Source organism: Roseateles sp. FW305-36, assembly GCF_058787015.1.
Genome location: NZ_JBYSZK010000005.1, coordinates 350,423 through 375,163, shown reverse-complemented (window position 1 = coordinate 375,163; position 24,741 = coordinate 350,423). Strand labels below are relative to the sequence as shown.

At 67.2% G+C, this 24,741-nt stretch carries 22 protein-coding genes; 19 read left to right on the top strand and 3 right to left on the bottom strand.

What is annotated here, in order from left to right; all coding sequences use genetic code 11:
• Positions 1-150 precede the first annotated feature (150 nt).
• The 18 genes from AC3WOE_RS12345 (at position 151) to AC3WOE_RS12260 (ending at position 20,953) form a co-directional block, all read left to right on the top strand.
• On the top strand, positions 151-1,677 hold the full coding sequence (locus tag AC3WOE_RS12345) for a tryptophan halogenase family protein (RefSeq protein WP_492690782.1): 1,527 nt from the start codon (positions 151-153) through the stop codon (positions 1,675-1,677).
• A 16-nt stretch (positions 1,678-1,693) separates the two neighbouring features.
• Positions 1,694-3,979, top strand: coding sequence for an alpha-xylosidase (gene yicI, locus AC3WOE_RS12340; protein WP_492690780.1), 2,286 nt, complete (start codon positions 1,694-1,696; stop codon positions 3,977-3,979).
• Positions 3,979-5,673: a glycoside hydrolase family 9 protein gene (locus AC3WOE_RS12335; protein WP_492690778.1), complete on the top strand. Its 1,695-nt coding sequence runs from the start codon at positions 3,979-3,981 to the stop codon at positions 5,671-5,673. The genes yicI and AC3WOE_RS12335 overlap by 1 nt, the downstream gene beginning before the upstream one ends.
• A 25-nt stretch (positions 5,674-5,698) precedes the next feature.
• Entirely contained in the window at positions 5,699-7,009 is a 1,311-nt protein-coding gene (locus AC3WOE_RS12330) for an MFS transporter (protein WP_492690777.1), read from the top strand.
• The gene (locus tag AC3WOE_RS12325) at positions 7,009-7,716 is read left to right on the top strand and encodes a polysaccharide deacetylase family protein (RefSeq protein ID WP_492690776.1); all 708 of its coding nucleotides are present in this window, start codon (positions 7,009-7,011) and stop codon (positions 7,714-7,716) included. Before AC3WOE_RS12330 ends, AC3WOE_RS12325 begins: the two co-directional genes overlap by 1 nt.
• Before the next feature lie 116 nt (positions 7,717-7,832).
• A complete protein-coding gene (locus AC3WOE_RS12320; protein WP_492690775.1) occupies positions 7,833-10,166 on the top strand; it encodes a bifunctional salicylyl-CoA 5-hydroxylase/oxidoreductase in 2,334 nt (777 codons plus the stop codon).
• Positions 10,163-10,894, top strand: a complete 732-nt coding sequence (locus AC3WOE_RS12315; protein ID WP_492690774.1) for an SDR family NAD(P)-dependent oxidoreductase — start codon at positions 10,163-10,165, stop codon at positions 10,892-10,894. Before AC3WOE_RS12320 ends, AC3WOE_RS12315 begins: the two co-directional genes overlap by 4 nt.
• Before the next feature lie 8 nt (positions 10,895-10,902).
• A complete protein-coding gene (locus AC3WOE_RS12310; RefSeq protein WP_492690773.1) occupies positions 10,903-11,373 on the top strand; it encodes a MarR family winged helix-turn-helix transcriptional regulator in 471 nt (156 codons plus the stop codon).
• Positions 11,370-12,209 (top strand): enoyl-CoA hydratase family protein, encoded by an 840-nt coding sequence (locus tag AC3WOE_RS12305; protein ID WP_492690771.1) that lies wholly within the window; start codon positions 11,370-11,372, stop codon positions 12,207-12,209. Before AC3WOE_RS12310 ends, AC3WOE_RS12305 begins: the two co-directional genes overlap by 4 nt.
• 2 nt (positions 12,210-12,211) lie before the next feature.
• Positions 12,212-13,348, top strand: a complete 1,137-nt coding sequence (locus AC3WOE_RS12300) for an acyl-CoA dehydrogenase family protein (protein WP_492690770.1) — start codon at positions 12,212-12,214, stop codon at positions 13,346-13,348.
• Positions 13,349-13,350: 2 nt separating this feature from the next.
• The gene (locus AC3WOE_RS12295) at positions 13,351-14,955 is read left to right on the top strand and encodes an AMP-binding protein (RefSeq protein ID WP_492690768.1); all 1,605 of its coding nucleotides are present in this window, start codon (positions 13,351-13,353) and stop codon (positions 14,953-14,955) included.
• Between the two features lie 23 nt (positions 14,956-14,978).
• Positions 14,979-16,145, top strand: coding sequence for an ABC transporter substrate-binding protein (locus tag AC3WOE_RS12290; protein WP_492690766.1), 1,167 nt, complete (start codon positions 14,979-14,981; stop codon positions 16,143-16,145).
• Between the two features lie 648 nt (positions 16,146-16,793).
• On the top strand, positions 16,794-17,714 hold the full coding sequence (locus AC3WOE_RS12285; protein ID WP_492690765.1) for a branched-chain amino acid ABC transporter permease: 921 nt from the start codon (positions 16,794-16,796) through the stop codon (positions 17,712-17,714).
• On the top strand, positions 17,707-18,657 hold the full coding sequence (locus AC3WOE_RS12280; protein WP_492690763.1) for a branched-chain amino acid ABC transporter permease: 951 nt from the start codon (positions 17,707-17,709) through the stop codon (positions 18,655-18,657). The genes AC3WOE_RS12285 and AC3WOE_RS12280 overlap by 8 nt, the downstream gene beginning before the upstream one ends.
• Positions 18,635-19,402, top strand: a complete 768-nt coding sequence (locus tag AC3WOE_RS12275; RefSeq protein ID WP_492690843.1) for an ABC transporter ATP-binding protein — start codon at positions 18,635-18,637, stop codon at positions 19,400-19,402. The genes AC3WOE_RS12280 and AC3WOE_RS12275 overlap by 23 nt, the downstream gene beginning before the upstream one ends.
• Positions 19,403-19,407: 5 nt before the next feature.
• Positions 19,408-20,109, top strand: a complete 702-nt coding sequence (locus tag AC3WOE_RS12270; protein ID WP_492690842.1) for an ABC transporter ATP-binding protein — start codon at positions 19,408-19,410, stop codon at positions 20,107-20,109.
• 2 nt (positions 20,110-20,111) lie between these two features.
• Complete coding sequence (locus AC3WOE_RS12265) at positions 20,112-20,549, top strand: acyl-CoA thioesterase (protein ID WP_492690761.1); 438 nt, start codon at positions 20,112-20,114, stop codon at positions 20,547-20,549.
• Entirely contained in the window at positions 20,546-20,953 is a 408-nt protein-coding gene (locus tag AC3WOE_RS12260; RefSeq protein WP_492690759.1) for a RidA family protein, read from the top strand. The genes AC3WOE_RS12265 and AC3WOE_RS12260 overlap by 4 nt, the downstream gene beginning before the upstream one ends.
• On the opposite strand, the gene AC3WOE_RS12255 is transcribed toward AC3WOE_RS12260, so the two are convergent.
• Positions 20,931-22,088 carry an L-dopachrome tautomerase-related protein gene (locus tag AC3WOE_RS12255; protein WP_492690757.1) on the bottom strand — a complete coding sequence of 386 codons (1,158 nt, stop codon included), beginning with the start codon at positions 22,086-22,088 and terminating at the stop codon, positions 20,931-20,933. The two genes, AC3WOE_RS12260 and AC3WOE_RS12255, sit on opposite strands and share 23 nt — an antisense overlap.
• Before the next feature lie 16 nt (positions 22,089-22,104).
• The gene (locus AC3WOE_RS12250; RefSeq protein ID WP_492690756.1) at positions 22,105-23,310 is read right to left on the bottom strand and encodes an MFS transporter; all 1,206 of its coding nucleotides are present in this window, start codon (positions 23,308-23,310) and stop codon (positions 22,105-22,107) included.
• 101 nt (positions 23,311-23,411) lie between these two features.
• On the opposite strand from AC3WOE_RS12250, the gene AC3WOE_RS12245 reads away from it, so the two are divergent.
• A complete protein-coding gene (locus tag AC3WOE_RS12245; protein WP_492690755.1) occupies positions 23,412-24,305 on the top strand; it encodes a LysR substrate-binding domain-containing protein in 894 nt (297 codons plus the stop codon).
• Between the two features lie 21 nt (positions 24,306-24,326).
• On the opposite strand, the gene AC3WOE_RS12240 is transcribed toward AC3WOE_RS12245, so the two are convergent.
• Positions 24,327-24,728, bottom strand: coding sequence for a hypothetical protein (locus AC3WOE_RS12240; RefSeq protein ID WP_492690753.1), 402 nt, complete (start codon positions 24,726-24,728; stop codon positions 24,327-24,329).
• Between the last annotated feature and the right edge of the window lie 13 nt (positions 24,729-24,741).

Here is a 24,741-nt window from a genome sequence, read left to right as displayed (position 1 = left end):
GACCTTGTTGAACACATATTAGTTCGGCCATCGAACGAAGTAAATACGGTGTTGACCCCTATCGCGATGCCATCGACCTGGCCGAAGATCGCGCCGCCCGCCGGTCCTTGCCGGTCAGGTACACAAGAATTCCTTTGGCCCGAGACAGCCATGTCAGACCCTTCCATCCGCAAGATCGTCATCGTGGGCGGCGGCACCGCCGGCTGGATGGCGGCCGCGCCGCTGGCCCAGCGCTTCGCGCCCGTGGGCGGGCCGTCGGCTTGCGAGATCGTGCTGGTGGAGTCGCCCGACATCGGCACCATCGGTGTCGGCGAGGCCACGCTGCCGCCCATCCGCGCTTACAACAGAACGCTGGGCCTGGACGGCGCCGACTTCGTCAAGAAGACGCAGGGCAGCTTCAAGCTCGGCATCGAGTTCCGCGACTGGGGCCGCGTCGGCCACCGCTTCTTCCACGGCTTCGGCGATTTCGGCCCGGCCATCGAGAACCGCGCGCCCTGGCAGCACTGGCTGCGCCTGTCCCGCGTCACCGATGGGCTGCCAAGCTATGAGGACTGGTCAACGTCCACCGTCATGGCCAAGGCCAACCGCTTCACGCCGCCGGTCGACGGCGCGCCGTCGGCGGCCAATGCCTATTCCTTCGCCTACCACTTCGACGCCGGCCTCTACGCCGCCTATCTGCGCGAGTACGCGATGGAGCGAGGTGTCCAGCGCATCGAGGGGTTGATCATCGACGTCGAGCTGCGACCCGAGGACGGCTTCGTCGCCGCGGTCAAGCTGAAGGACGGCCGCCGCATCGAGGGCGATCTCTTCATCGACTGCTCGGGCTTTCGTGCCCTGCTGATCGGCGGCGCCATGCAGTCGCCCTTCGAGGACTGGACGGCCCTGCTGCCCTGCAACAGCGCCCAGGCCGTGCCGAGCGAACGTGTCGAGCCGCTGACGCCCTACACCATGTCCACCGCCAAGGCCGCGGGCTGGCAGTGGCGCATTCCGCTGCAGCACCGCACCGGCAATGGCCATGTCTATTGCAGCCACTTCATCAGCGACGATGAAGCCACCGCCACGCTGCTGGCGGGCCTGGACAGCAAAGCCCTGGACACGCCGCGCCAGCTGCGCTTCACCACCGGCCGGCGCAAGCAGGGCTGGGTCAAGAACGTCGTTGCCGTCGGCCTGGCCGGCGGCTTCCTGGAGCCGCTGGAGTCCACCAGCATCCAGCTCATCATGGACGCCGTTGGTCGGCTGATCCAGTTCTTCCCGGACAAGCACTTCAAGCCGCATCTGGCCGCCGAGTTCAACCGCCGCATGGCCCTGCAGTACGAGTCCATCCGCGACTTCATAGCTCTGCACTACAAGCTGACCGAGAGAACCGACTCGGAGCTGTGGCGCTATTGCGCGGCCATGCCCATTCCCGATTCGCTGGCCCACCAGATCGAGCTTTTCCGCAGCGCCGGCCGTGTCGCCATCTTCGATCCCGAGGGCTTTGCCGAGCCCTCGTGGGTCAGCCTCTTCCTCGGCCTCGGCCTGCGGCCCGAGAGCTACGACCCCTTCGTCGACCACGTCGATCCGCAGGCCCTGCTGCAGCACTTCGCGCGCCTGCGCCAGGCCATCCAACAGACCGTGGGCGGCATGCCCGGCCACGGTGACTACATCTCACGCCACGTGAAGGCACCATCCATTTGAGGAGTTTGAGACAGCCATGAAGTTCACTGACGGACAGTGGATGCTTCAGCCAGGCATCGCCGCGCACTACGCGGCCGAGGCCTACGCCATCGAAGCCCACGAAGACCGCCTCGTCGTGCTCGCCACGACCCGCCCCATCAAGCACCGCGGCGACACGCTGCAGGGCCCCACGCTGACCGTGACGCTGAGCTCGCCCCTGCCCGGCGTCATCCGCGTCAGCGTCGAGCATTACTCGGCCTCGCAGGCGCCGCGCCTGCACATCCCCATGGTCGGTGCCGGCAAGCATCCCGTGCAGATCGTCGACGGCGAGACCCAGGCCACGCTCACTTCCGGGCCGATCTCGGTCGACGTGAAGAAGGGCGAGGGCTGGGGCCTGGTGTTCCGCGAAGGCGAGCGCGTGCTGACGAAGAGCGACTGGCGCGGTCTGGGCTATATCCAGTGGGGCCCCAAGGGCAACCATGTGCACGAGCAGCTGAGTTTGGCCGTCGGCGAGAACGTCTACGGCCTGGGCGAGCGCTTCACGCCCTGGGTCAAGAACGGCCAGATCGTCGAGAACACCAACAAGGACGGCGGCACGGCCTGCGAGCAGGCCTACAAGAGCGTGCCCTTCTACCTGACCAATCGCGGCTACGGCGTCCTCGTCAACGAGGCCGGCCCGGTGTCCTTCGAGGTCGGCTCCGAGAAGGTCGCACGCGTGCAGTTCAGCCGCGAGGGCGAGAGCCTCGACTACTGCGTCATTGCCGGCCCCACGCCCAAGCAAGTCGTTGGCCGGTTGACAGCGCTGACAGGTCGCGCGCCCCTGCCGCCGGCCTGGAGCTTCGGCCTGTGGATGACGACCTCGTTCACCACCAAATACGACGAAGCCACGGCCACCCACTTCATCGATGAGATGGCCCGCCGCGAGTTGCCGCTGTCGGTCTTTCACTTCGACTGCTTCTGGATGCGCGAGTTCCAGTGGTGCGACTTCGAATGGGACCGCCGCGGCTTCCCCGAGCCCGAGGCCATGCTGCAGCGCCTGCATGCCAAGGGGCTGAAGATCAGCTTGTGGATCAACCCCTATGTGGCACAGAAGTCGCCGCTGTTCGCTGAAGGCGTCAAGCAGGGCTACTTCATCAAGAGAACGAACGGGCTGACCTTCCAGACCGACCAATGGCAGCCCGGCATGGCCATCGTCGACTTCACCAACCCGGCCGCCAAGGCCTGGTACCAGGGCCATCTGCGCCGCCTGCTGGCCACCGGCGCGGACTGCTTCAAGACCGACTTCGGCGAGCGCATCCCGAGCGAGGGCGTCAGCTATTTCGACGGCTCCGATCCCGTCGAGATGCACAACCTCTACGCCCTGCAATACAACCAGGCGGTGTTCGAGCTGCTGCAGGAAGTGCAGGGCAAGGACGCCATCGTCTTCGCGCGTTCGACTTATGCGTCAGGCCAGCGCTTCCCCGTGCACTGGGGGGGTGACTGCTGGTCCACCTTCGAGTCCATGGCCGAGAGCCTGCGCGGCGGTCTGTCGCTCACCTCCTGCGGCTTCGCCTTCTGGAGTCATGACATCGGCGGCTTCGAGGGCAACCCGCCGCCGGCCGTCTACAAGCGCTGGATCCAGTTCGGCCTGATGTCCTCGCACAGCCGCTTGCACGGCAGCAGCAGCTACCGAGTGCCATGGCTGGTCGACGAAGAGAGCTGCGACGTGCTGCGCGTCTTCACGCGGCTCAAGCACCAGCTCATGCCTTATCTCTACGCCAAGGCTCACGAGGCGACCGAGACCGGCGTGCCGCTGATGCGCTCCATGCTGATGGAGCACCCGCAGGACCCCGCCTGCGCAACGCTGGACCGGCAGTACCAGCTCGGCGAGAGCCTGCTCGTCGCCCCCGTCTTCATCGAAAGTGGCGAGGTGGACTTCTATCTGCCTGGAGCGGAAGGTTCGGGCCAATGGACCCATCTGCTGTCCGGCGAGAAGAAGCAGGGTGGCCGCTGGCATCGCGAGACGCATGGCTTCCTTTCCATGCCGCTCTATGCGGCACCCAACAGCGTCATCGCCTGGGGCGCCGAGACCGAGAAGCCGGACTACGACTACAGCCGCGGCACGGTGCTGCGCGTGTTCGAGCTGGACGACGGCGCGAGCGTGGCCTTCACGATCGTGGCGGCAGACGGCAAGGTCGCTGCGCGCGGCACGGTCAGCCGCCAGGGCCAGCGCTACGCCGCAGAGGTGACCGAAGGCCAGCTGCGCGACTGGAGCCTGGACGTCGACGGTCGCCGCAGCCCTGTACAGGGCGACGGCAAGGCGCTGTACTGGACCATCAGCTGATGCGCCGCCTGCTGCTGTCGCTGGCGTTGATGGCGGCAGGCGTCGTCAGTGCTGAGGGCATTGCCGTCAACCAGATCGGCTACCCGCCCGGTGCGGTCAAGGTCGCGGCCGTGCCGGCGGTGGCGGCTTCGGCCTTCACCGTCGTCGATGCCGACACCGGCGGCACCGTGCTGCGCGGCCGCCTTGGTTCGGCCGCACGTTGGGAGCCTTCCGGCGAGGACGTGCGCCTGGCCAATTTCTCCGCGTTGAAGAAGCCGGGCCGCTACCGGCTGCGGGTCGACGGCCTGCCCGACTCGCCGGCCTTCGACGTTGCCGCTGATGTCTATGCCGCCGTCAACGCGGCCAGCCTCAGGGCCTATTACTACAACCGCGCCAGCACACCGCTGCTGGGCGTGAATGCCGGCCGCTGGGCTCGGCCCGCAGGTCATCCCGATGACCACGTCATCGTGCACGCCTCCGCCGCCGGTCCCGGTCGCCCGGAAGGCACGGTCATCGGTGCGCCCAAGGGCTGGTACGACGCCGGCGACTACAACAAATACATCGTCAACTCCGGCATCACGATCTACACGCTGCTGGCCGCTTGGGAGCATTACCCGGCGGTGTTCAAGGCGCAGAACCTCAACATCCCCGAGAGCGGAAATGGGTTGCCGGACCTGTTGAACGAAGCGCTGTGGAACCTGGAATGGATGCTGGCCATGCAGGACCCGGCCGACGGCGGGGTCTATCACAAGCTCACCAACAAGGGCTTCGACGGCGTCGTCATGCCGGCCGATGCCCGGGGCGAACGCTATGTGGTGCAGAAGACGACTGCCGCGGCCCTGGACTTCGCCGCCGTCATGGCCCAGGCCAGTCGCGTCTTTGCAGCTTTCGAGAAGCAGAGGCCGGGTCTGTCGGCGCGCATGCTCGCCGCATCCCGCCGCGCCTGGGACTGGGCGCAGGCCCATCCCAAGGACGTCTACAGGCAGCCACCCGACATCCGCACCGGCGGCTACGGCGACGACAAACTGGACGACGAATTCGCCTGGGCGGGTACCGAGCTCTGGGTGACCACCGGTGACGCCCGCTACCGGCCCAACCTCGACAAGCTTGCCATCAGCGTGCCAGGCTGGGGCGATGTAAAGGGCCTGGCATGGGTAACCCTAGGGCAGTTCCAGCGCAAACTCGGACAAAATGACAGCGTTGTCTTCAAAGCCAAGCTGATGGAACTCGCGGATGAACTCGTTGCGACCTGGAAGGGCTCGGCCTGGCGCGTCGGCATGCGTTCGCGCGACTACGTCTGGGGCAGCAATGCCGTCGCGCTGAACCAGGCGCTGATGCTGGTGCAGGCCTATCGCCTGAGCCCCAAGGCCGACACCCTGGCCGCGGCTCAGGCCCTGTTCGACCATGTGCTGGGCCGCAACCCGCTGGGCCAGTCCATGGTGACGGGCTTCGGCACCAAACCGCCGCTGCATCCGCACCACCGGCCCTCGGAAGCCGATGGCGTCGAGCCACCCGTGCCGGGCTTTCTCGTCGGCGGACCCAACCCGGGTCGGCAGGACCAGAAGGGCTGTCCCGCCTATCCGTCCGCGCAGCCGGCCATGGCTTACCTCGACAACTTCTGCAGCTACGCCAGCAACGAGATCGCCATCAACTGGAATGCGCCGCTGGTCTATGTCTCGGCGGCCCTGCAGGCGCTGACGCCGCGACCGCACTGACTCAATAGAACACAACGGAGACCCCATGTCCTCGACCTCCCGACACCCGCTCATCTGGGTGCCCTCGCTCTACCTCGCCATGGGCCTGCCCAATGTCATGGTGGGCGTCGTCGCGGCCATCATCTACAAGAACCTCGGCATCTCCAACGAGGACATTGCCCTGTACACCTCGCAGATGTACCTGCCCTGGGTGCTGAAGCCGCTGTGGGCGCCGCTGCTGGAGACCTACCGCAGCAAGCGCTTCTGGGTCATCAGCATGGAGTTCACGATGGCCGCGGCCCTGGGCCTCGTGGCCCTGTGCCTGCCCATGGAGGGCTTCTTCAAGCTGTCGCTGGCCTTCTTCTGGATCGTCGGTTTCGCCTCGGCCACGCAGGACACCTGCGCCGACGGCGTCTTCATGACGACGGTCAGCAAAACCGACCAGGCGCGTTACTCCGGCCTGCAGGGCATGTGCTGGAACCTGGGCGCCGTTGTCGCCTCGGGGCTGTTCGTGTCGCTGACCGGCTATCTGCACAACCACCAGGGCATGAGCTGGGTGCAGTGCTGGGTCGTCGTCGTGTCGCTGGCCGCCGCGGCCATGGCTATCTTCGGTGTCTACCACCTGCGCGTCTTGCCGCCTGGTTCGCCCTCGCACCTGCATGGCGCAGGTCTCGGTGGCGGTCTGAAGGCGACGGCCGAGGCCTGGATCACCTTCTTCCAGAAACCGCAGATCTGGATGATGCTGGCGGTCATCTTTTTCTACCGATTCGGCGAAGGCTTCATCGAGAAGTTCGGCCCGCTCTTCCTGCTGGACTCGGTGAGCGCCGGCGGGCTGGGCATGGACAACGAAGCCCTGGGCCACATCAACGGCACCGTCGGCACGCTGACCTTCATCGCCGGCGCCTTCCTCGGTGGCTTCCTGGTGGCGAAGCGCACGCTGCCGCGTACCTTCTTCATCCTGGCCCTGGTGCTCAACATTCCGCACCTGACCTACTTCTACCTGGCGCAGACGATGCCGACGGACACGGTCACCATCGCCGTCATCGTCTCCATCGAGAAGTTCGGCTTCGGCATGGGCTCGGTCGGCCACATGCTCTACATGATGCAGCAGATCGCCCCGGGGCCCTTCCGCATGGCCCACTACGCGATGGCCACTGGCGTCATGGCCCTCACCAAATGGGGCACGGGCAGCGTCAGCGGCCTGCTGTGGAACTACGTCAACCACCAATACATGAGCTTCTTCGGCTGGGTGCTGATCTTCTCCATTCCGCCGGTCATCCTGGCCTGGCTGGCGCCCTTCCCGCATGACCACGAGCAGGCGCCCGAAGGTCACGAGGCCGCGGTAGGGGCGCACTGATGGCGGGCCTGCTGATGAGCCTCGCTCTGGCCGCTGCCGCCCAATGCGGGCCTGACGTGCTGGGTACCTCGCGCACGCTGACCCTCAAACGCGAAGCCGCCGCCTGGGGCTCGGCCCAGCACGCCGCCCTGCCGACGCTCGCGCCCAAGGAAGTCGTGCTGACCTTTGATGACGGCCCGCGGCCCGAGTCCACGCCCGTCGTGCTGAAGGCCCTGGCCGAGCAATGCTCACAGGCCAGCTTCTTCATGATTGGCGAGCCGCTGCGCCAGCACGCGGCCCTGGCCCGCCAGGTGCGTGACGCCGGCCACACGGTGGGTATTCACAGCGACCGGCACGAGCATTTGCCGCAGCTGCCGCCGGCCGCGCAGACGGCCGACCTCGACGCCGTCGTGGCAAACTACCGCACCGTATTCGGCACCGAGCCGGCTGCCTACCGCTTCCCCTTCCTCGAAGAAACGCCCACGCTGCTGGGTGCCTTGAAGGAACGCGGCCTGACCGTCATGTCCATCGACGCCGGCGCCGAGGACTGGCTGTCCGACCAGACGCCGCAGATGCTGGCGGACAAGCTGTTGGGACAGCTCGCCAAGAGCGGCGGCGGCATCATCCTGCTGCACGACGCGCAAGACCAGACGGCCAGGGCGCTGCCGTTTCTGCTGCAGGCGCTGAAGAGCAACGGCTATCGGGTCGTGCATCTGAACTGGAAATAGTTCAGCGACTGCCTCGCCCCCAAACCCTGAGTTCGCCTTGAACTCAGGGTTTTCCTTTTTGGGCGCCGCGCATCCAACTAGTTGACGTTTGAACTATTGATTTCTAAAGTTGTGTGATGCGCATCACCTGCATCGGCGGCGGCCCGGCCGGCCTCTACTTCGCCCTGTTGATGAAGAAGGCCGATCCGGCACACCAGGTGCGCGTGCTGGAGCGCAACCGCGCCGGTGACACCTTCGGCTGGGGCGTCGTGTTGTCCGACCAGACCGTGGACGCGCTGCGCGAGGCCGACCCGGAGACGGCGGCTGAGATCGCCGACGCCTTCAACCACTGGGACGACATCGCCGTCCACATCGGCGGCCGCAGCATGGTCTCCAGCGGCCACGGCTTCTGCGGCATCGGGCGCAAGAAGCTGCTGAACATCCTGCAGGCGCGCTGCGAGCAACTGGGCGTGGAGCTGGTCTACGAAACCGACGTGCCGGACGACACCGGCATCGAGGCTGACCTCATCATTGCCGCCGACGGCCTGAACAGCCGCATCCGCCAGAAGTACGCCACCACCTACCAGCCCGACATCGACCTGCGCGCCTGCCGCTTCGTGTGGCTGGGCACCACCCAGCTCTTCGACGCCTTCACCTTCGATTTCCAGCAAACCGAGTGGGGCTGGTTCCAGGCCCATGCCTACCGCTTCGACGCGACGCACTCGACCTTCATCGTCGAGGCCCCCGAAGACGTCTGGCGCGCTGCCGGCATCGAGGACATGAGCAAGGAAGAGGGCATCGCCTTTTGCGAGAAGCTGTTCGCCAAGGTGCTGGACGGCCACCCGCTGATCTCCAATGCGTCACATCTGCGTGGCTCGGCCTCGTGGATCCGTTTCCCACGCGTCGTCTGCAAGACCTGGGTGCACCGCAACGACCGCGGCATCCCCGTCGTGCTGATGGGCGACGCCGCCCATACGGCCCACTTCTCCATCGGCTCGGGTACCAAGCTGGCGCTGGAAGATGCCATCGACCTGGCGCGTGACATCCAGGCGAACGCCGATCTGTCGACGGCGCTTGCCGCCTACGAAGCCACCCGCAGCATCGAGGTGCTGCGCATCCAGAACGCGGCCCGCAACTCCACCGAATGGTTCGAGAACGTCGAGCGCCACGCCCGCCTGGCACCCGAGCAATTCGCCTATTCGCTGCTGACGCGCTCCCAGCGCATCTCCCACGAGAACCTGCGCCTGCGAGACGCCCGCTACGTCGGCGAGTTCGAACGCTGGCTGGCCGGCCGCAGCGGTGTGGATGCACAAGTGCCGCCGATGTTCACGCCCTTCAAGCTGCGCGGCCTCACGCTGAAGAACCGCGTCGTCGTCTCGCCCATGGCCCAGTACAGCTGCGAGGACGGCATCCCGGGCGACTACCACCTGGTCCACCTGGGCGCGCGGGCCCTCGGCGGCGCCGGCCTCGTCATCGCCGAGATGACCTGCGTGTCGGCCGACGCGCGCATCACGCCCGCCTGCCCGGGCCTGTGGAGCGATGCCCAGGGCGCGGCCTGGCAGCGCATCGTCGAGCACGTGCATGCCAGCAGCAGTGCCAGGATCGGCATGCAGCTCGGCCACGCCGGCCCCAAGGGCTCGACCTGCGTGCCCTGGGAAGGCGAAGATCAGCCGCTGATCGAAGGCAACTGGCCGCTGATCTCGGCCTCGCCGCAGCAATACCTCAAGGGCATCAGCCAGACCGCCCAGGCCATGACGCGTGCCGACATGGACCGCGTGCTGGAGGACTTTGTCGCCGCGGCCCGCCGCGCCGCCGATGCCGGCTTCGACTGGCTGGAGCTGCACTGCGCCCACGGCTATCTGCTCTCAAGCTTCATCTCGCCGCTGACCAATCAGCGCGAGGACGACTACGGCGGCTCGCTGGAAAACCGGCTGCGTTATCCGCTGCAAGTCTTCACGGCCTTGCGCGAAGTCTGGCCGCTGGACCGTCCCATGTCGGTGCGCATCTCGGCCCACGACTGGGTGCCCGGCGGCACCACGCCCGAGGACGCCGTCGCCATCGCCGCCGCCTTCAAGGCCGCGGGTGCCGACCTCATCGACGTGTCTTCCGGCCAGGTCAGCAAGGCGCAGAGGCCGGTCTACGGCCGCATGTTCCAGACGCCGTTCGCTGAAGAAATCCGCAACCGCGTCGGCATCGCCACCATGGCCGTTGGCGCCATCTCCGAGGCGGATCACGTCAACAGCATCATTGCCTCGGGCCGTGCCGACTTGTGCGCCATCGCCCGCCCGCATCTGGCCAACCCGGCCTGGACGCTGACCGAGGCCGCGCGCATCGGCTACGCCGGCCCCATCGGCCTGGAATGGCCCAAGCAATACCTTTCCGGCAAGAGTCAGCTCGAACGCGAGTTCGAACGCCAGCGCGCCGGCAATGTGGCCGCGGCTGAACAAGCGAACAAGGCATTGGGCGTATGAAGAATGCAGTCGTGACCGGTGGTGGGAGCGGCATTGGCGCCGCGGTGGCGAAGCGGCTGCTGGCAGAAGGCATGCGTGTCACGCTGATGGGGCGCAACCCGGCGCGCCTGCAGGCCCAGCAGCTCGAACTCGGCGACGTCGCCATCCAGGCCTGCGATGTGTCCGACGAGGCCAGCGTGAACGCGGCCTTCGCGGCGGTCGGCGATGTGGACATCCTCATCAACAACGCCGGCCAGGTCGAGACCGCGCCCCTGCACAAGACCTCGCTGGAACTCTGGCAGCGCCTGCTCAACGTCAACCTCACCGGCACCTTCCTCTGCAGCCGCGCCGTGCTGCCCGGCATGCTGGCACGCAAGCAGGGTCGCATCGTCAATGTGGCCAGCACCGCAGCGCTCAAGGGCTATGCCTACGTCGCGGCCTATTGCGCGGCCAAGCATGGCGTGCTGGGCCTGACGCGCGCCCTCGCGCTGGAGGTGGCGACCAAGGGTGTGACGGTGAACGCCGTCTGCCCCGGCTACACCGAGACCGACATCGTGGCGAATGCTGTCGACACCATCGTCGCCAAGACCGGCCGCACGCCCGAGCAGGCCAGGGCCGAATTGGCCAAGGCCAATCCGCAGGGCCGGTTGATCCAGCCCGAGGAAGTGGCCGACACGGTGGCGTGGCTGGTCCATGCGGCCGGCGTCAACGGCCAGGCCATTGCCGTCTGCGGCGGGGAGACGATGTGATGGCAGAGATGGATCTCGAAACCCGCCTGTCCGACGACGACCACCAGGCGCTCAGACTCTGGCTGCGTCTGCTGTCCTGCACCACGCGCGTCGAAGACCAGATCCGCCAGCGCCTGCGCGCCGACTTCGGCACCACGCTGCCGCGCTTCGACCTGCTGGCCCAGCTGGAGCGCCACCCCGACGGCCTGACCATGCGCGAGCTGTCCAAGCGCCTGATGGTGACGGGCGGCAACGTGACCGGCATCACCGACCAGCTCGAGGCCGAGGGCCTGGTGCTGCGCGAGACGCGTGCCGAAGATCGCCGCAGCTTCATCGTCAAGCTCACGCCCCAGGGCCGTCGCCAGTTCAAGCGCATGGCGGCCACGCACGAGGGCTGGATCGTCGAGCTCTTCGCGGGCTGGTCGCCAGCGCAGAAGACCCAGGTCCACGATCTGCTCGCCCAACTGAAAACGCATCTGGCCAAGGACAACGCCCCATGACGCCCCACCTGACCTCCGGCAACCACCTCAGCCTGGTCGGCCACGAAGCCCAGCACTTCCTCTGGCAGCAGCAGGGTACTGTCGGCGTCATCACGCTGAACCGCCCCGAGCGCAAGAACCCGCTGACCTTCGAGTCCTATGCCGAGCTGCGCGACCTGTTCCGCGCCCTGGCCTATGTGGACGAGGTCAAGGCCATCGTCATCGAAGGTGCGGGCGGCAACTTCTGCTCGGGCGGCGACGTGCGCGAGATCATCGGCCCGCTGACCGGCATGGGCATGCCCGACCTGCTGGCCTTCACGCGCATGACGGGCGACCTCGTCAAGGCCATGCGTGCCTGCCCACAGCCCATCGTCTCGGCCATCGACGGCGTCTGCGCCGGCGCCGGCGCCATCATGGCCATGGCCTCGGACTTGCGCGTGGGCACGGCCCGCAGCAAGACGGCCTTCCTCTTCACCCGCGTCGGCCTGGCCGGTTGCGACATGGGCGCCTGCGCCATGCTGCCGCGCATCGTCGGCCAGGGCCGCGCGTCGGACCTGCTCTACAGCGGTCGCAGCCTGGGCGGCGAGGAGGCGCTGAGCTGGGGCTTCCTGAATCGCCTCGTCGAGCCCGAGCAGCTGCTGGACGAAGCCCTGAAATGGGCCGGTGAGATTGCCGCGGGACCCAGCTTCGGCCACGCCATGACCAAGCGCATGCTGCACCAGGAATGGTCCATGGGCGTGGACGAGGCCATCGAGTCCGAGGCCCAGGCCCAGGCCATCTGCATGATGACCAAGGATTTTCATCGGGCCTACGAGGCCTTTGTGGCCAAGCAGAAGCCGACGTTCCAAGGAGACTGACCGTGGAGCATCTCGACTGGCCCTTCTTCGATAACAGGCACCGCGAGCTGGCGAGATCGCTGGACGCCTGGTGCGTGGCGAATCTGCAGGTCGACCATGACGCCGATGTCGACGCGCAATGCCGCAGCCTGGTCGCCCAGCTCGGCGCCGCCGGCTGGCTGCACCATGCCGTGGCAGGCGAAGGCCAGGCCATCGACACCCGCGCCATCTGCCTGATCCGCGAGACCCTGGCCAGGCATGACGGCCTGGCGGACTTCGCCTTCGCCATGCAGGGCCTGGGCTCGGGCGCCATCTCGCTGCAGGGCTCGCCGGCCCAGCGCGAGCGCTATCTGCCGCGCGTGGCGCGCGGCGAGGTGCTGTCGGCCTTCGCGCTGTCCGAGCCCGAGGCCGGCTCCGACGTCGCCGCCATGCAATGCAGCGCCACCGAGGACGGCGACGCCTATCTGCTGAACGGCGAGAAGACCTGGATCTCCAACGGCGGCATCGCCGACTTCTACGTGCTGTTCGCGCGCACCGGCGAAGCACCCGGTTCGCGCGGCATCTCGGCCTTCATCGTGGACGCCGGCATGCCCGGCTTCGAGATTGCCGAGCGCATCGACGTCATCGCGCCCCATCCGCTGGCCCGGCTGCGCTTCACGAACTGCCGCGTGCCCAAGAGCCAGATGCTCGGTGCGCCGGGAGAGGGCTTCAAGCTGGCCATGCGCACGCTGGATGTCTTCCGCACCTCCGTTGCTGCCGCGGCCCTGGGCTTTGCGCGGCGCGCGCTGCAGGAAGGCCTGGCCCAAGCCAAGGCGCGCCCGATGTTCGGCGCCCGCCTGGCCGATCTGCCGCTCACGCAAGCCAAGCTGGCCAACATGGCCTGCACGGTGGACTCGTCGGCCCTGATGGTCTATCGCGCCGCCTGGCTGCGCGACCAGGGCAAGACCATCACGCAGGAGGCGGCCATGGCCAAGCTGATGGCGACCGAGGGCGCCCAGCAGGTCATCGACGCGGCAGTCCAGCTCTTCGGCGGCCGCGGCGTGCGTCGCGGCGAGATCGTCGAATCGCTGTATCGCGAAATCCGTTCGCTGCGCATCTACGAGGGCGCCAGTGAAGTGCAACAGCTCATCATCGGGCGTGAGCTTTTGAAGCAGGCTTGACCATGCATCCATCGGCCCATCAGGACACGTTCGCAAGAGATCACCTGCCGCCGCAGGACCAGTGGCCCGAGCTGGTCTTCGACCTGCCCGAGCTGCAGTTCGGCCCCCGGCTGAACGCGGCGACCGAGCTGCTGGACCGCTGGGTCGAGCAGGGGCAGGGCGGCCGACCCTGCGTGAAAGGTGGCGGCGTACGCTGGACCTATGCCGAGCTTCAGGCCGAGGCGAATCGCATTGCCAATGTGCTGGTCAACGAGCTGGGCGTCGTTCCCGGCAACCGCGTGCTGCTTCGTGGCAGCAACACGCCGCAGATGGCGGCCTGCTGGTTCGCCGTCATCAAGGTGGGCGCCATCGCGGTGGCCACCATGCCGCTGCTGCGCGCGGTGGAACTGGGCAAGGTCATCGCCAAGGCCGAGGTCACCCACGCGCTCTGCGACGCTGCCCTGGCTGCCGAACTGGCAACGGCTCAACAGCAGAACCCGGTGTTGCGCGGCATCTGCCATTTCCGCAGCACTGAGCCCGACGGCCTGGAGGCCCGTGCCGCGCGCCAGCCCGCCACGTTCGCGAATGTCGACACTGCCAGCGACGACTGCGCATTGATCGCCTTCACCTCCGGCACGACCGGCCAGCCCAAGGGCACCATGCACTTCCATCGCGACATCCTCGCGATCTGCCGCTGCTGGCCGGTGCATTGCCTGCGCGCCGAGGCCAGCGACGTCTTCATCGGCAGCCCACCGCTGGCCTTCACCTTCGGCCTGGGCGGCCTGCTGCTCTTCCCGATGAGCGTCGGCGCATCGACCGTGTTGTTGGAGAAGGCTGCGCCCGACCTGCTGCTGGCGGCTATTTGCCAGCATCGCGCCACGGTCTGCTTCACGGCGCCAACGTCCTACCGCGCCATGGCGCCGCTGGTGGCCCAGCACGACATCTCGTCCCTGCGCAAATGCGTCAGCGCCGGTGAGGCCCTGCCGGCCGCCACGCGAGCGCTGTGGAAGCAGGTGACGGGCCTCGAACTGCTCGACGGCATCGGCGCCACCGAGCTGCTGCACATCTTCATCTCGCACACCGAAGACAACGCCAAGGGCGGCGCCACCGGCAAGCCGGTGCCCGGCTACCAGGCCTGCATCCTCGACGACGCCGGCCAGCCGCTGCGCGCCGGACAGGTCGGCCATCTCGCGGTGAAGGGCCCGACCGGCTGCCGCTATCTGGCCGACGAGCGCCAGCACCAGTATGTGCAGGACGGCTGGAACCTGACCGGCGACTCCTACCTCATCGACGACGAGGGCTACTACGTCTACCAGGCCCGCACCGACGACATGATCATCTCGGGCGGCTACAACATCGCCGGCCCCGAGGTCGAGGCGGCGCTTCTGAGCCATCCGGCCGTCGCCGAGTGCGCCGTCATCGGCGTGCCCGACGAGGAGCGCGGCCAGTTGGTCAAGGCCTTCGTCGTGCTGCGCGAAGGCCATGCCGGCGACGCGCGCGCGCTGCAGGAGCATGTGAAGGCGACCATCGCGCCCTACAAATACCCGCGGGCCATCGAGTTCCGCCATAGCCTGCCGCGCACCGAGACGGGCAAGCTGCAGCGCTTCCGCCTCAGAGACACTGCCTGATCCTTTCACCGGAGAGCCTGTTCATGAAGAAGACCCTCGCCGCAGTTGCCTTCGGCCTCGCCCTGCTCCCCGCGGCCCAGGCCGCCGACAAGCTCAAGGTCGGCTTCCTCAGCACGCTGTCCGGCCCCGGCGCCGGCTTGGGGCTAGACATCCGCGACGGCTTTGCGCTTGGCCTCAAGCACAGCGGCGGCAAGCTGGGCGGCCTGCCCGTCGAAGTGATCACGGCCGACGACCAGCAGAACCCCGAGGTCGCCAAGCAGACTGCCGAGCGCCTGATCAAGCGCGACAAGGTCGACTTCATGACCGGCATCGTGTTCTCCAACATCATGCTGGCCGTCGGCCCCGCGGTCTTCGACGCCAAGATCCCTTATGTCAGCGCCAATGCCGGCCCCTCGCAGTACGCCGGCGAGCAGTGCAACCCGTACTTCTTCAACGTCGCCTGGCAGAACGACAACCTGCACGAGGCCGTCGGCAAGACGGTGACCGAGAAGGGCTTCAAGAAGCTGGTGCTGCTGGCGCCCAACTACCCGGCGGGCAAGGATGCGATGACGGGTTTCAAGCGCTATTACAAGGGCGCCGTCGTCGAGGAGATCTACACCAAGCTTGGCCAACTGGACTACGCCGCTGAGCTGGCCCAGGCCCGCGCCGCCAAGCCGGATGCGATGTACATCTTCCTGCCGGGCGGCATGGGCATCAACTTCATCAAGCAGTTCGTCGGCGCCGGCCTGTCCAAGGACGTGACCCTGTTCGGCCCCGGCTTCTCGGCCGACGAGGACGTCATCAAGGCGGTGGGCGAGCCCATGCTGGGCATGTTCAACAGCTCGCATTGGGCGCACGACATGGACAACCCGGCCAACAAGAAGTTCGTCGCCGACTTCGTGAAGGACTACGGCCGCCTGCCGTCGCTGTATGCGAGCCAGGGCTATGACGCGGCGCTGCTGATGAATGCGGCGGTGCGCGACGTGAAGGGCAAGACGGAGGACAAGGCTGCGGTGCTGAAGGCGCTGAAGGCGGCGAAGTTCGAGTCGGTGCGGGGGGCGTTCAAGTTCAACAAGAACCAGTACCCGATTCAGGACTACTACCTGCGTGTCATCACCAAGGATGGCCAGGGAAGGGTGACGAACCGGACGCTGGGCAAGATCTTCACGCAGCATGAAGACGCCTACGCGGCTTCCTGCAAGATGAACTGAGTTGGGCTGCGCGGTGGGAGCGGTGTTTTGCGTGAGGCCCAGCCGGGAGTTCGCCCCGGCGGGCGACCTACTTCTTTGGGCGCCCAAAGAAGTAGGCAAGTTCTCGAAGAGCGGCGAAGCCAAAGCCGCCCCGACAAAACCGCCCCTGCGGGGTGCTCTGCGATGCTCGAAGACCGAGGCCGCGCGGAACTCCCGCCGCCACGCTCTGGTCAAACACCCGCGCTCGAGTCAGTTCTTGAGGCGTGCAAAGCACGCGCCTCGGTCTTCTGTGCTTCTCGGCGGTTTTGAAGGGGGAGTTGCCAAAACAGCCGAACAGCCAACGGCCAAGCCCGCAAGCCGTTCGCAACGAGGTATTTCTCTTCCCCCCTTGAGCCCCGCCGAGGAGCGCACGGCCTTGAGGCCGCGTGCGCAGCACGCTTCAACAACTGACTCCGCGCAACTGTCTGACCAGAGCGTAGCGGCGGGAGTTTTGCGCGGGGCCTCAAGGGCGGCGCACCGCAGGGAACCCCTCGCTGTGCGAGGGGCGGGGCGGTCGGGGGCGATTTCTTTGCCTACTTTCTTGTTCGCACAAGAAAGTAGGTCGCCCGCGGGGGCGAACTCCCCGCTGGGCCTTCGCGTCAACCAGCCATCAGCGAAAGCAACCAACTGATGGACTGGATCCTCATCACCGAACAAGCCCTCAACGGCCTCCAATTCGGCCTGATGCTCTTCCTGCTCGCCGCCGGCCTCACGCTCGTGTTCGGCATCATGGACATGATCAATCTGGCCCATGGTTCGCTCTACATGGTGGGCGCCTACCTGGCCGCCGCCACCGCTGCAGCCACCGACTCCTTCCTGCTTGCCGTCCTCGCCGCACTCGTGGGCACTGCCATCCTCGCCATGGCTCTCGAAGTCACGCTGCTCCGGCGCCTGTACGCGAGAGACCACCTCAGTCAGGTGCTCGCCACCTTCGCGCTCATCCTGATGCTCAACGAAGGCGTTCGCATCGTCTGGGGTGACCAACCCTTGATGCTGAACACACCCGCCGCGCTGTCCGGCCCCGTCGAACTGCTGCCGGGCCTGAACTACCCGGCCTACCGCCTGCTCATCATCGGCGTCGGCCTTGCGGTCGCGCTGCTGCTGTGGGTGCTGGTCACGCGCACGCGCTACGGCGCCTGGGTGAGGGCGGGCGCCTCCAACCGGCAGATGGCCACGGCCATGGGGGTCAACATCCGCATGCTGTTCACTGCCGTGTTCGGCCTCGGCGCGGCACTGTGCGCGCTGGCCGGTGCGCTGCTCGGCCCGCTGCTGGCCGTGCAGGTGGGCATGGGCGAGAGCATCCTGATCCTGGCCTTCGTCGTCATCGTCGTCGGCGGCATCGGCTCGGTGCGCGGGGCCCTGGTGGGCTCGCTGTTGGTCGGCGTCGTCGATACCGCCAGCCGCACGCTGCTGCCGGCCCTGCTGCGCCAGCTCGCCTCGCCCGAGGTCGCCTCCAACCTCGGCCCGGCGCTGGCCTCCATCCTCATCTATGTGCTGATGGCGGCCATCCTGTTCTGGAAGCCTCGCGGCCTCTTCCCGGCCCATGGCTGAAGCTCACAGCCTTCATCACCGGGGCCTGGGCCGTTGGGTCTGGTTGCTGCTGGCCGCACTCGCGGCTTTGCCGCTGCTGCTGCAAGCGACTGGTCTGGAGTTCTATACCGTCGTCGCGACGCGCATCCTCATCTTCGCCATCGCGGCGTCCAGCCTCAACCTCATCCTCGGCTTCGGTGGCCTCGTCAGCTTCGGGCACGCGGCCTATGTCGGCGTGGGCGCCTACACGGTGGGCGTGCTGATGGATGCGGGCGTCACGTTGGCCTGGGTCGCCTGGCCGGCAGCGATGGCGGTCAGTGCGATTGCGGCGGCAGTGATCGGCGCCATCAGCCTGCGCACCCGCGGCGTCTACTTCATCATGATCACGCTGGCCTTTGCCCAGATGTTCTATTTCCTGGCTGTCTCCTTGAAGGCCTACGGTGGCGACGACGGGCTGCCGCTGGCGCAGCGTTCGGTGATGGTTTTCGGTCTCGACCTGAAGGACGACGCGAGCTTCTATTGGGTTGCGTTGGCCTTGGTCGCCACCGTCATGGCCGGCCTGCAGCGCCTCGTGAACTCACCCTTTGGCTGGTTGCTGCAGGGCGCGCGTGAGAATGAGGTGCGCGTCGCCGCCGCGGGTGGCCGCGTGTTTGCGCTCCGATGGCAGGCCTTTGTTCTGGCCGGAGCGCTGGCAGGCCTTGCGGGTGCGCTGCTGGCCAATCTCAACGGCCTGGTCACGCCGCATCTGATGCATTGGTCGCAATCCGGCCAGTTGATGGTCATGGTCATCATTGGCGGCGCCGGTGCCTTGTGGGGCGGGCCGCTGGGTGCCGCTGTGCTGTTGCTGCTGGAGGCGCTGCTGCCCGCCTACACCCTGCATTGGCAGCTGGGCCTGGGCGCGTTGTTGCTGCTCGTGGTGCTGTACGCGCCGCGGGGACTGGCTGGAGTCTGGCGTCGTGCTTGAGGTCCGAAATCTCGTCAAACGCTTCGGTGCGTTGGCTGCAACCGATGGTGCGAGCTTCGAAGTGCGAGCGGGCGAACTGCATGCGTTGATCGGCCCCAACGGTGCCGGCAAGACGACGCTGATCCACCAGATCTCCGGAGCGCTGGCGCCGGACTCGGGACAGATCGTTTTCGATGGCCGGGACGTCACGGGCCTGGACGTCGCCCGCCGCGTGCAGGCCGGCCTCGTGCGCAGCTTCCAGATCACCAGCCTGTTCAAACCCTGCACGGTGCGCGACAACCTCGTGCTGGCCGTGCTCGCCCGAGATGAGCGCGCGCCTTCGTGGCGGCGATCCGCAAAGCTGGATGCAGTGGCGCATGAACAAGCCGACAGCCTGCTGGAACGCGTCGGCCTCACCGCCCAGGCCGACCGCATCGCCGGCGAGTTGGCCCATGGCGAGCAGCGCCAGCTCGAAGTCGGCCTGGCCCTGGCCGCCCGCCCGCGCCTGCTGCTGCTGGACGAACCGCTGGCCGGCATGGGGCCGGATGAATCGACGCGCATGGTCGAGCTGCTGCAGGCCTTGAAGGCCGAGGGTCTGACGCTGCTGCTGGTCGAGCACGACATGGACGCCGTCTTCCGCCTGGCCGACCGCATCTCCGCGCTGGTGGGCGGCCGCGTCATCGCCAGCGATGTGCCCGGTGCCGTCCGCGCGCACCCCGAGGTGCGCCGCGCCTATCTCGGCGACGAGCTGGAGGCCGCCGCATGAGCGCCCTGCTGGAGATCGAACAACTCGAGGCCGGCTACTGCGCCAGCCAGGTACTGTTCGGCATGCAATTGAGCATGCAGCCCGGCGAGGTTGCCACGCTGCTGGGCCGCAACGGCATGGGCAAGAGCACCCTGCTGCGCTGCCTGTGCGGTTGGTTGAAACCCAGCGGCGGACGCATCCGCTTCTGCGGCGAAGACATTGCCGGCTGGCCGGCCGACCGCATCGCGCGCCTGGGCCTGGCCCTGGTGCCCGAGGGTCGGCAGGTCTTTCCCAACCTCAGCGTGCGCGAGCATCTCGATGCCTTCACGGCCAACCGCAGCGGTGCCGCCGAGCCGTGGACGACGGCGCGTGTCTTCGAGCTCTTCCCGCGCCTGGCCGAGCGTGCAGGCAACTCCGGCCAGCAGTTGTCGGGCGGCGAGCAGCAGATGCTGGCCATCGGGCGGGCCCTCGTCACCAATCCGCGCCTGCTGGTGCTGGACGAAGCGACCGAAGGCCTGGCGCCGCTGGTGCGCGAGGAGATCTGGCGGTGTTTGGACCTGCTGCGCGCCGCTGGCCAGACCATCCTCGTCGTCGACAAATACGTGCAGCGGCTGATCCGCCTGGCCGACCACCACACGCTGGTCGAGCGCGGCCGCGTCGCCTGGGCCGGCCCGTCTGCCGCACTCGCGGCCGAGCCCGCGTTGTGGCAGAAGCATCTGGGGGTCTGACGATGAGCGGCTTTGCCTTCCAGCGTGAACAACTCGTGCGCTTCGGCCACTGCGACCCGGCCGGCATCGTCTTCTACCCGCGCTATTTCGAGATGCTCAACGAGCTGATCGAGGACTGGTTCGCCAACACCCTGGGCCTGCCCTTCGACGTGCTCATCGGCCAGCGCCGCATCGGCATGCCGACGGCCCAGCTCGACACCCGCTTCCTGCGCGTCAGCCGCCATGGCGACCGCCTGCAGCAATCCATCCATATCGAACGCCTGGGCGGCGGTTCGCTGAAGCTGAACATCGCCTTCATCGGCACCGACGGCCCGCGCGTCGAATTCACGCAAGTGCTGGTCTGCACTTCGCTGGCCACCCACAAGCCCCAGGCCTTTCCCGCCGATCTGCGTGCCGCGCTGGAGCGCTCGCTCGCCGCACAACAGGAGACAAACACATGACCAGCAACAAGCAAATCCTGCAGCCCGCCGGCTGGACCCAGCCGCGCGGCTATGCCAATGGCGTCGCCGCGAGCGGCCGCCAGGTCTATGTCGCCGGCCAGATCGGCTGGAACGAACGCTGCGAGTTCGACAGCGACGACTTCATCGCCCAGGTGCGCCAGACCCTGCTCAACATCAAAGCCGTGCTGGCCGAGGCCGGCGCCGCGCCTGAGGACATCGTGCGCATGACCTGGTATCTCATCGACAAGCGCGAATACATCGCCCGTGGCCGCGAGGTCGGCCAGGCCTACCGCGACGTGCTGGGCCGCGACTACGGCATCGCCATGAGCGCCGTGCAGGTGTCGGCGCTGATGGAGGACCGGGCCAAGGTGGAGATCGAAGTCACGGCCGTGGTGCCGGCGTGAACTTCCACAGCTCGTAGCGCTCCTGGCCCGTGCCGACGCGGCCGGCGAAGTGGTCGTTCAGCGAGCTGGCGGTGAGGACGAGATCGCCGTTCGGCAGCAGGGCCGGCGTGTCGGGCCAGTGCACGCCGTCGTCAGCGCCCACGAGCGTGAAGCGGCCGTCGCGCGGGTCATAGCTGACGATGCCGTTGCGCGTGACGTCGGTGATGTAGACGCGGCCATCAGCGGCTACGACCAGGCCGTCGGTGTTGCCGCCGACGTTGCCCAGGTCGCGCATGGCGGCGGCGAGTTGTGCGTCGGGCGCCCTCGCATTGCGCAGCAGCGCGGTCGGCGCCGAGAACAGATGCGTGCCCGTCGTGACGGCCCAGTACAGCGTCGCGCCGTCGGGCGACAGGCCGATGCCGTTCACGCCCAGCAGCAGCGGGTTGCCGGGCCAGACCTCGGCGCCATGCGACATCACCTTGGCTCCCGGTTCAGGCAGCACGCTGGCGTGGCGGTGCAGCACGCGCCGGGCACTGCCTGAGGTGAAGTCCAGCACGATCAGTCCGGCCTGGTTGTTCGGCGCGCTGCGCAGGCCGCTGTCGGAGATGAAGGCGATGCGGCGTTTCTCGTCCACGGCGATGTCGTTGAGGAAACTGCCGCGGCGGTCGGCCACGCCGTCCAGCGACAGGGCCTTCACGAGCTTGCCGGTGGTCAGTTCGAACACCAGCACCTTCTGCGCTCCGGCCGGCGCTTCGGCCTCGCCGGCGACATAGCCCTGGTCCAGGGCCCACAGCCAGCCGTTGCGGCGGTCGATGTGGAAGCCCAGCACGTTGCGCAGGTGAGTGGCCGGCGCAGCGGTGGGATCGTTGGCTTCGGTGGAGGGAAAGGCCGTCAGCCGCGCCGGGCCTTCGGTGGCCGAGGTGTCGAGCCGGCTCAGCGTGGCCGGCGTGTTCGCAGCCAATACGCGCGGGGTGCTGACGAAGGCGCCGCCTTGGGCATCGAAGTGCAGGCCGGCGATGGGCGACTTGGCCGAGTCGGCATAGGGTGCCGGTGCGCTCCAGGTGACACCGGTATAGCTGTGCCAGCGCTGCAGCGGCCGGTCGGCAAAGGCGCTGTGGCTGAAGGCGAGGGCGAGCAGAAGCGAAGTGAGTTTCATGGTGAGTCTTCCTTGATCAGTGGGCGAGCGGGCGAGCGCCAGCGGGCATGCGGTCGGGTTGGCCTTCGCGGCGGTCGAGGCTGCCGCTCCATTGCGTCAACGCCAGCGCGCCGAGGACGACGAGGGCGCCGATCCAGGGCGTGTGCATCAGGCCCAGGTGGGTCACGATCAACCCACCGGCCCAGGCCGCGAAGGCGATGCCGAGGTTGAAGGCGGCGATGTTCAGCCCCGAGGCCACGTCGACGGCCTGAGGCGCAAAGCGCTCGGCCTGGCGCACGACATAGAGCTGCAGGCCCGGCACATTGCCAAAGGCGACGGCGCCCCACAGCAGCACGGTGGCGAGGGCCGCTGCCTTCGAGTGGATGGTGAAGGTCAGCACGAACAGCACGGCGGCCAGCAGCGCAAAGATCAGCTTCAATGCGGCGATCGGCCCCTTGCGGTCGGCCAGCTTGCCGCCCCAGATATTGCCGACGGCCACCGACAGGCCATAGACCAGCATGACGGCGCCGACCGAGGCGGCGCTGAAGCCGGCCACGTCCTGCAGCAGCGGCGCGAGGAAGGTGAAGGGGATGAAAGTGCCGCCATAGCCGATGGCCGTCTTGGCATAGACCAGCAGCAGCCGAGGCTGGGCCAGCACGCCGGCCTGTTGCGCAAGGGACGCCGGCGGCGCACCGCGCAGGCCGCGCGGCACGAAGGCCAGGCTGGCGATGAAAGCGATGGCTCCCAGCAGCGACACGGCGAGGAAGGTCTCGCGCCAGCCGAAATGCTGGCCGATGAAGGTACCCAGGGGCACGCCGGTGACGAGGGCGACGGTCAGGCCGGCGAACATCGTCGCGATGGCGCTGGCAGCCTTGTCCTTGGGCACGAGGCTGGTGGCCAGCGTCGAACCGATGGAGAAGAACACGCCGTGGGTCAGCCCGGTCAGCACGCGAGCGCCGATCAGCGCTTCATAGCTCGGCGCTTGCCAGGCCAGCAAGTTGCCGGCGGTGAACACGGCCATCAGCGCCAGCAGCAGGGCCTTGCGCGGCAGGCGGCCGGTGAGGGCGGTGAGCACCGGCGCGCCGATGGCGACGCCCAGGGCATACAGGCTGACCAGCAGGCCGGCCGACGGCAGGGTGATGCCGAGATCGGCCGCGACCGTGGGAATGAGGCCGACGATGACGAACTCGGTCGTCCCGATGGCGAAGGCGCTGATGGTCAGCGCGAGGAGGGCGAGAGACATGGGAGAAGTCCAGAGACTGCGAAGGCCCGCAGTGTGTGGATTTCATTCATGCCGAAAAACTAGCATTGGCGCAGAATATTCTTGACTTGGAATCAAGAGTCATGAAAACCAGCCTCGACGAACTCCTCGCCTTCACTGCCGTCATCGACAGCGGCTCCATCACCGCGGCTGCCGAGCAGCTGGGGCAAACGGTGTCGGGCGTCAGCCGGTCTTTGAGCCGCTTGGAAGAGAAGCTCGGCACCACGCTGCTGACGCGCACCACGCGCCGGCTGGAGCTGACGCCCGAGGGGCATCTCTTCCTGGCCAGCGCGCGCAGCATCCTCGCGTCGGTGGAGGCGGCCGAGGAGCAGATGGCCGTCTGCCGCCAGAAGCCCGCCGGCCGGCTGCGCGTCAACGCGGCTTCGCCCTTCATGCTGCACGTCATCGTGCCCCTGGTCGATGACTTCCGCCGCCAGTTCCCCGACATCGAGCTGGAGCTGAACAGCAACGAGGACATCATCGACCTCATCGAGCAGCGCACCGACGTGGCCATCCGCATCGGCACGCTGCGCGACTCGACGCTGCACGCCCGGCCGTTGGGCAGCCACCGGCTGCGTGTGCTGGCCAGCCCGGCCTATCTGGAGCGGGTTGGCAGACCGCGCAGCGTGGCGGGGTTGGGTGGGCACAGCTGCATCGGGTTCACGCAGCCCGACAGCTTGAATCACTGGCCGCTACGCAGCGTGGCAGGCGAGCGCTACGAGATCACGCCGTCCATGCGCGCCTCCAGCGGCGAGACGGTGAGGCAGTTGGCGCTGGTCGGCGCGGGCATCGCCTGCCTGGCGGACTTCATGACCGCCGAGGACCGCAAGCGCGGCGATCTCGTGCAGATCCTCGCCAAGGACACCGTGGAGGTGAGGCAGCCGGTCAACGCGGTGTACTACCGGAACACGGAGTTGGCGTTGAGGATTCGGTGTTTTCTGGATTACTTGGCTGGGCGATTGAAAGACTTGGATTGACGCCGAGCCAGTTCGCACTCGTCAAAGATCGCTGAAGCTCCTGATCAGTGGCTCACTGACCGACAGGACATTCATGCAGCCATTGGAGGTGCAGATGAACCATTCCCTGAAGGTGCCGACAGCATCCGTCGTGCTCAACATGCCCGGGTGCTGGCGTTCCTGATCAAGCCAGCCGCCGGCCACGATTTCGAAGAGATGGTGGCCGCCGGCGAACGCCTTGCTTTGCCAGTAGGCCAAGAGGTCGCCTTCATCGAGGTAGCGAAAACCGCGGGGAACCTCGAAGTGAAACTCGATGCTGCGTCTCTCATCCTTGCCGCTTTCAACCAGCACGCGCAGGCCCGAACGTCCTAGCAGGACTTCCGTGATGTCGGACTCGCCTTGGCTGGCGAAGGAGGTGGTAACAGGCTGCGCTGATATTTGCATGCGGTCTCGCGCG

Coding starts and splice junctions, on each gene's coding strand:
- AC3WOE_RS12345 (WP_492690782.1), top strand. CDS start 151: ATGTCAGACCCTTCCATCCGCAAGATCGTCATCGTGGGCGGCGGCACC.
- yicI (WP_492690780.1), top strand. CDS start 1,694: ATGAAGTTCACTGACGGACAGTGGATGCTTCAGCCAGGCATCGCCGCG.
- AC3WOE_RS12335 (WP_492690778.1), top strand. CDS start 3,979: ATGCGCCGCCTGCTGCTGTCGCTGGCGTTGATGGCGGCAGGCGTCGTC.
- AC3WOE_RS12330 (WP_492690777.1), top strand. CDS start 5,699: ATGTCCTCGACCTCCCGACACCCGCTCATCTGGGTGCCCTCGCTCTAC.
- AC3WOE_RS12325 (WP_492690776.1), top strand. CDS start 7,009: ATGGCGGGCCTGCTGATGAGCCTCGCTCTGGCCGCTGCCGCCCAATGC.
- AC3WOE_RS12320 (WP_492690775.1), top strand. CDS start 7,833: ATGCGCATCACCTGCATCGGCGGCGGCCCGGCCGGCCTCTACTTCGCC.
- AC3WOE_RS12315 (WP_492690774.1), top strand. CDS start 10,163: ATGAAGAATGCAGTCGTGACCGGTGGTGGGAGCGGCATTGGCGCCGCG.
- AC3WOE_RS12310 (WP_492690773.1), top strand. CDS start 10,903: ATGGATCTCGAAACCCGCCTGTCCGACGACGACCACCAGGCGCTCAGA.
- AC3WOE_RS12305 (WP_492690771.1), top strand. CDS start 11,370: ATGACGCCCCACCTGACCTCCGGCAACCACCTCAGCCTGGTCGGCCAC.
- AC3WOE_RS12295 (WP_492690768.1), top strand. CDS start 13,351: ATGCATCCATCGGCCCATCAGGACACGTTCGCAAGAGATCACCTGCCG.
- AC3WOE_RS12290 (WP_492690766.1), top strand. CDS start 14,979: ATGAAGAAGACCCTCGCCGCAGTTGCCTTCGGCCTCGCCCTGCTCCCC.
- AC3WOE_RS12285 (WP_492690765.1), top strand. CDS start 16,794: ATGGACTGGATCCTCATCACCGAACAAGCCCTCAACGGCCTCCAATTC.
- AC3WOE_RS12280 (WP_492690763.1), top strand. CDS start 17,707: ATGGCTGAAGCTCACAGCCTTCATCACCGGGGCCTGGGCCGTTGGGTC.
- AC3WOE_RS12265 (WP_492690761.1), top strand. CDS start 20,112: ATGAGCGGCTTTGCCTTCCAGCGTGAACAACTCGTGCGCTTCGGCCAC.
- AC3WOE_RS12260 (WP_492690759.1), top strand. CDS start 20,546: ATGACCAGCAACAAGCAAATCCTGCAGCCCGCCGGCTGGACCCAGCCG.
- AC3WOE_RS12255 (WP_492690757.1), bottom strand. CDS start 22,088: ATGAAACTCACTTCGCTTCTGCTCGCCCTCGCCTTCAGCCACAGCGCC.
- AC3WOE_RS12250 (WP_492690756.1), bottom strand. CDS start 23,310: ATGTCTCTCGCCCTCCTCGCGCTGACCATCAGCGCCTTCGCCATCGGG.
- AC3WOE_RS12245 (WP_492690755.1), top strand. CDS start 23,412: ATGAAAACCAGCCTCGACGAACTCCTCGCCTTCACTGCCGTCATCGAC.
- AC3WOE_RS12240 (WP_492690753.1), bottom strand. CDS start 24,728: ATGCAAATATCAGCGCAGCCTGTTACCACCTCCTTCGCCAGCCAAGGC.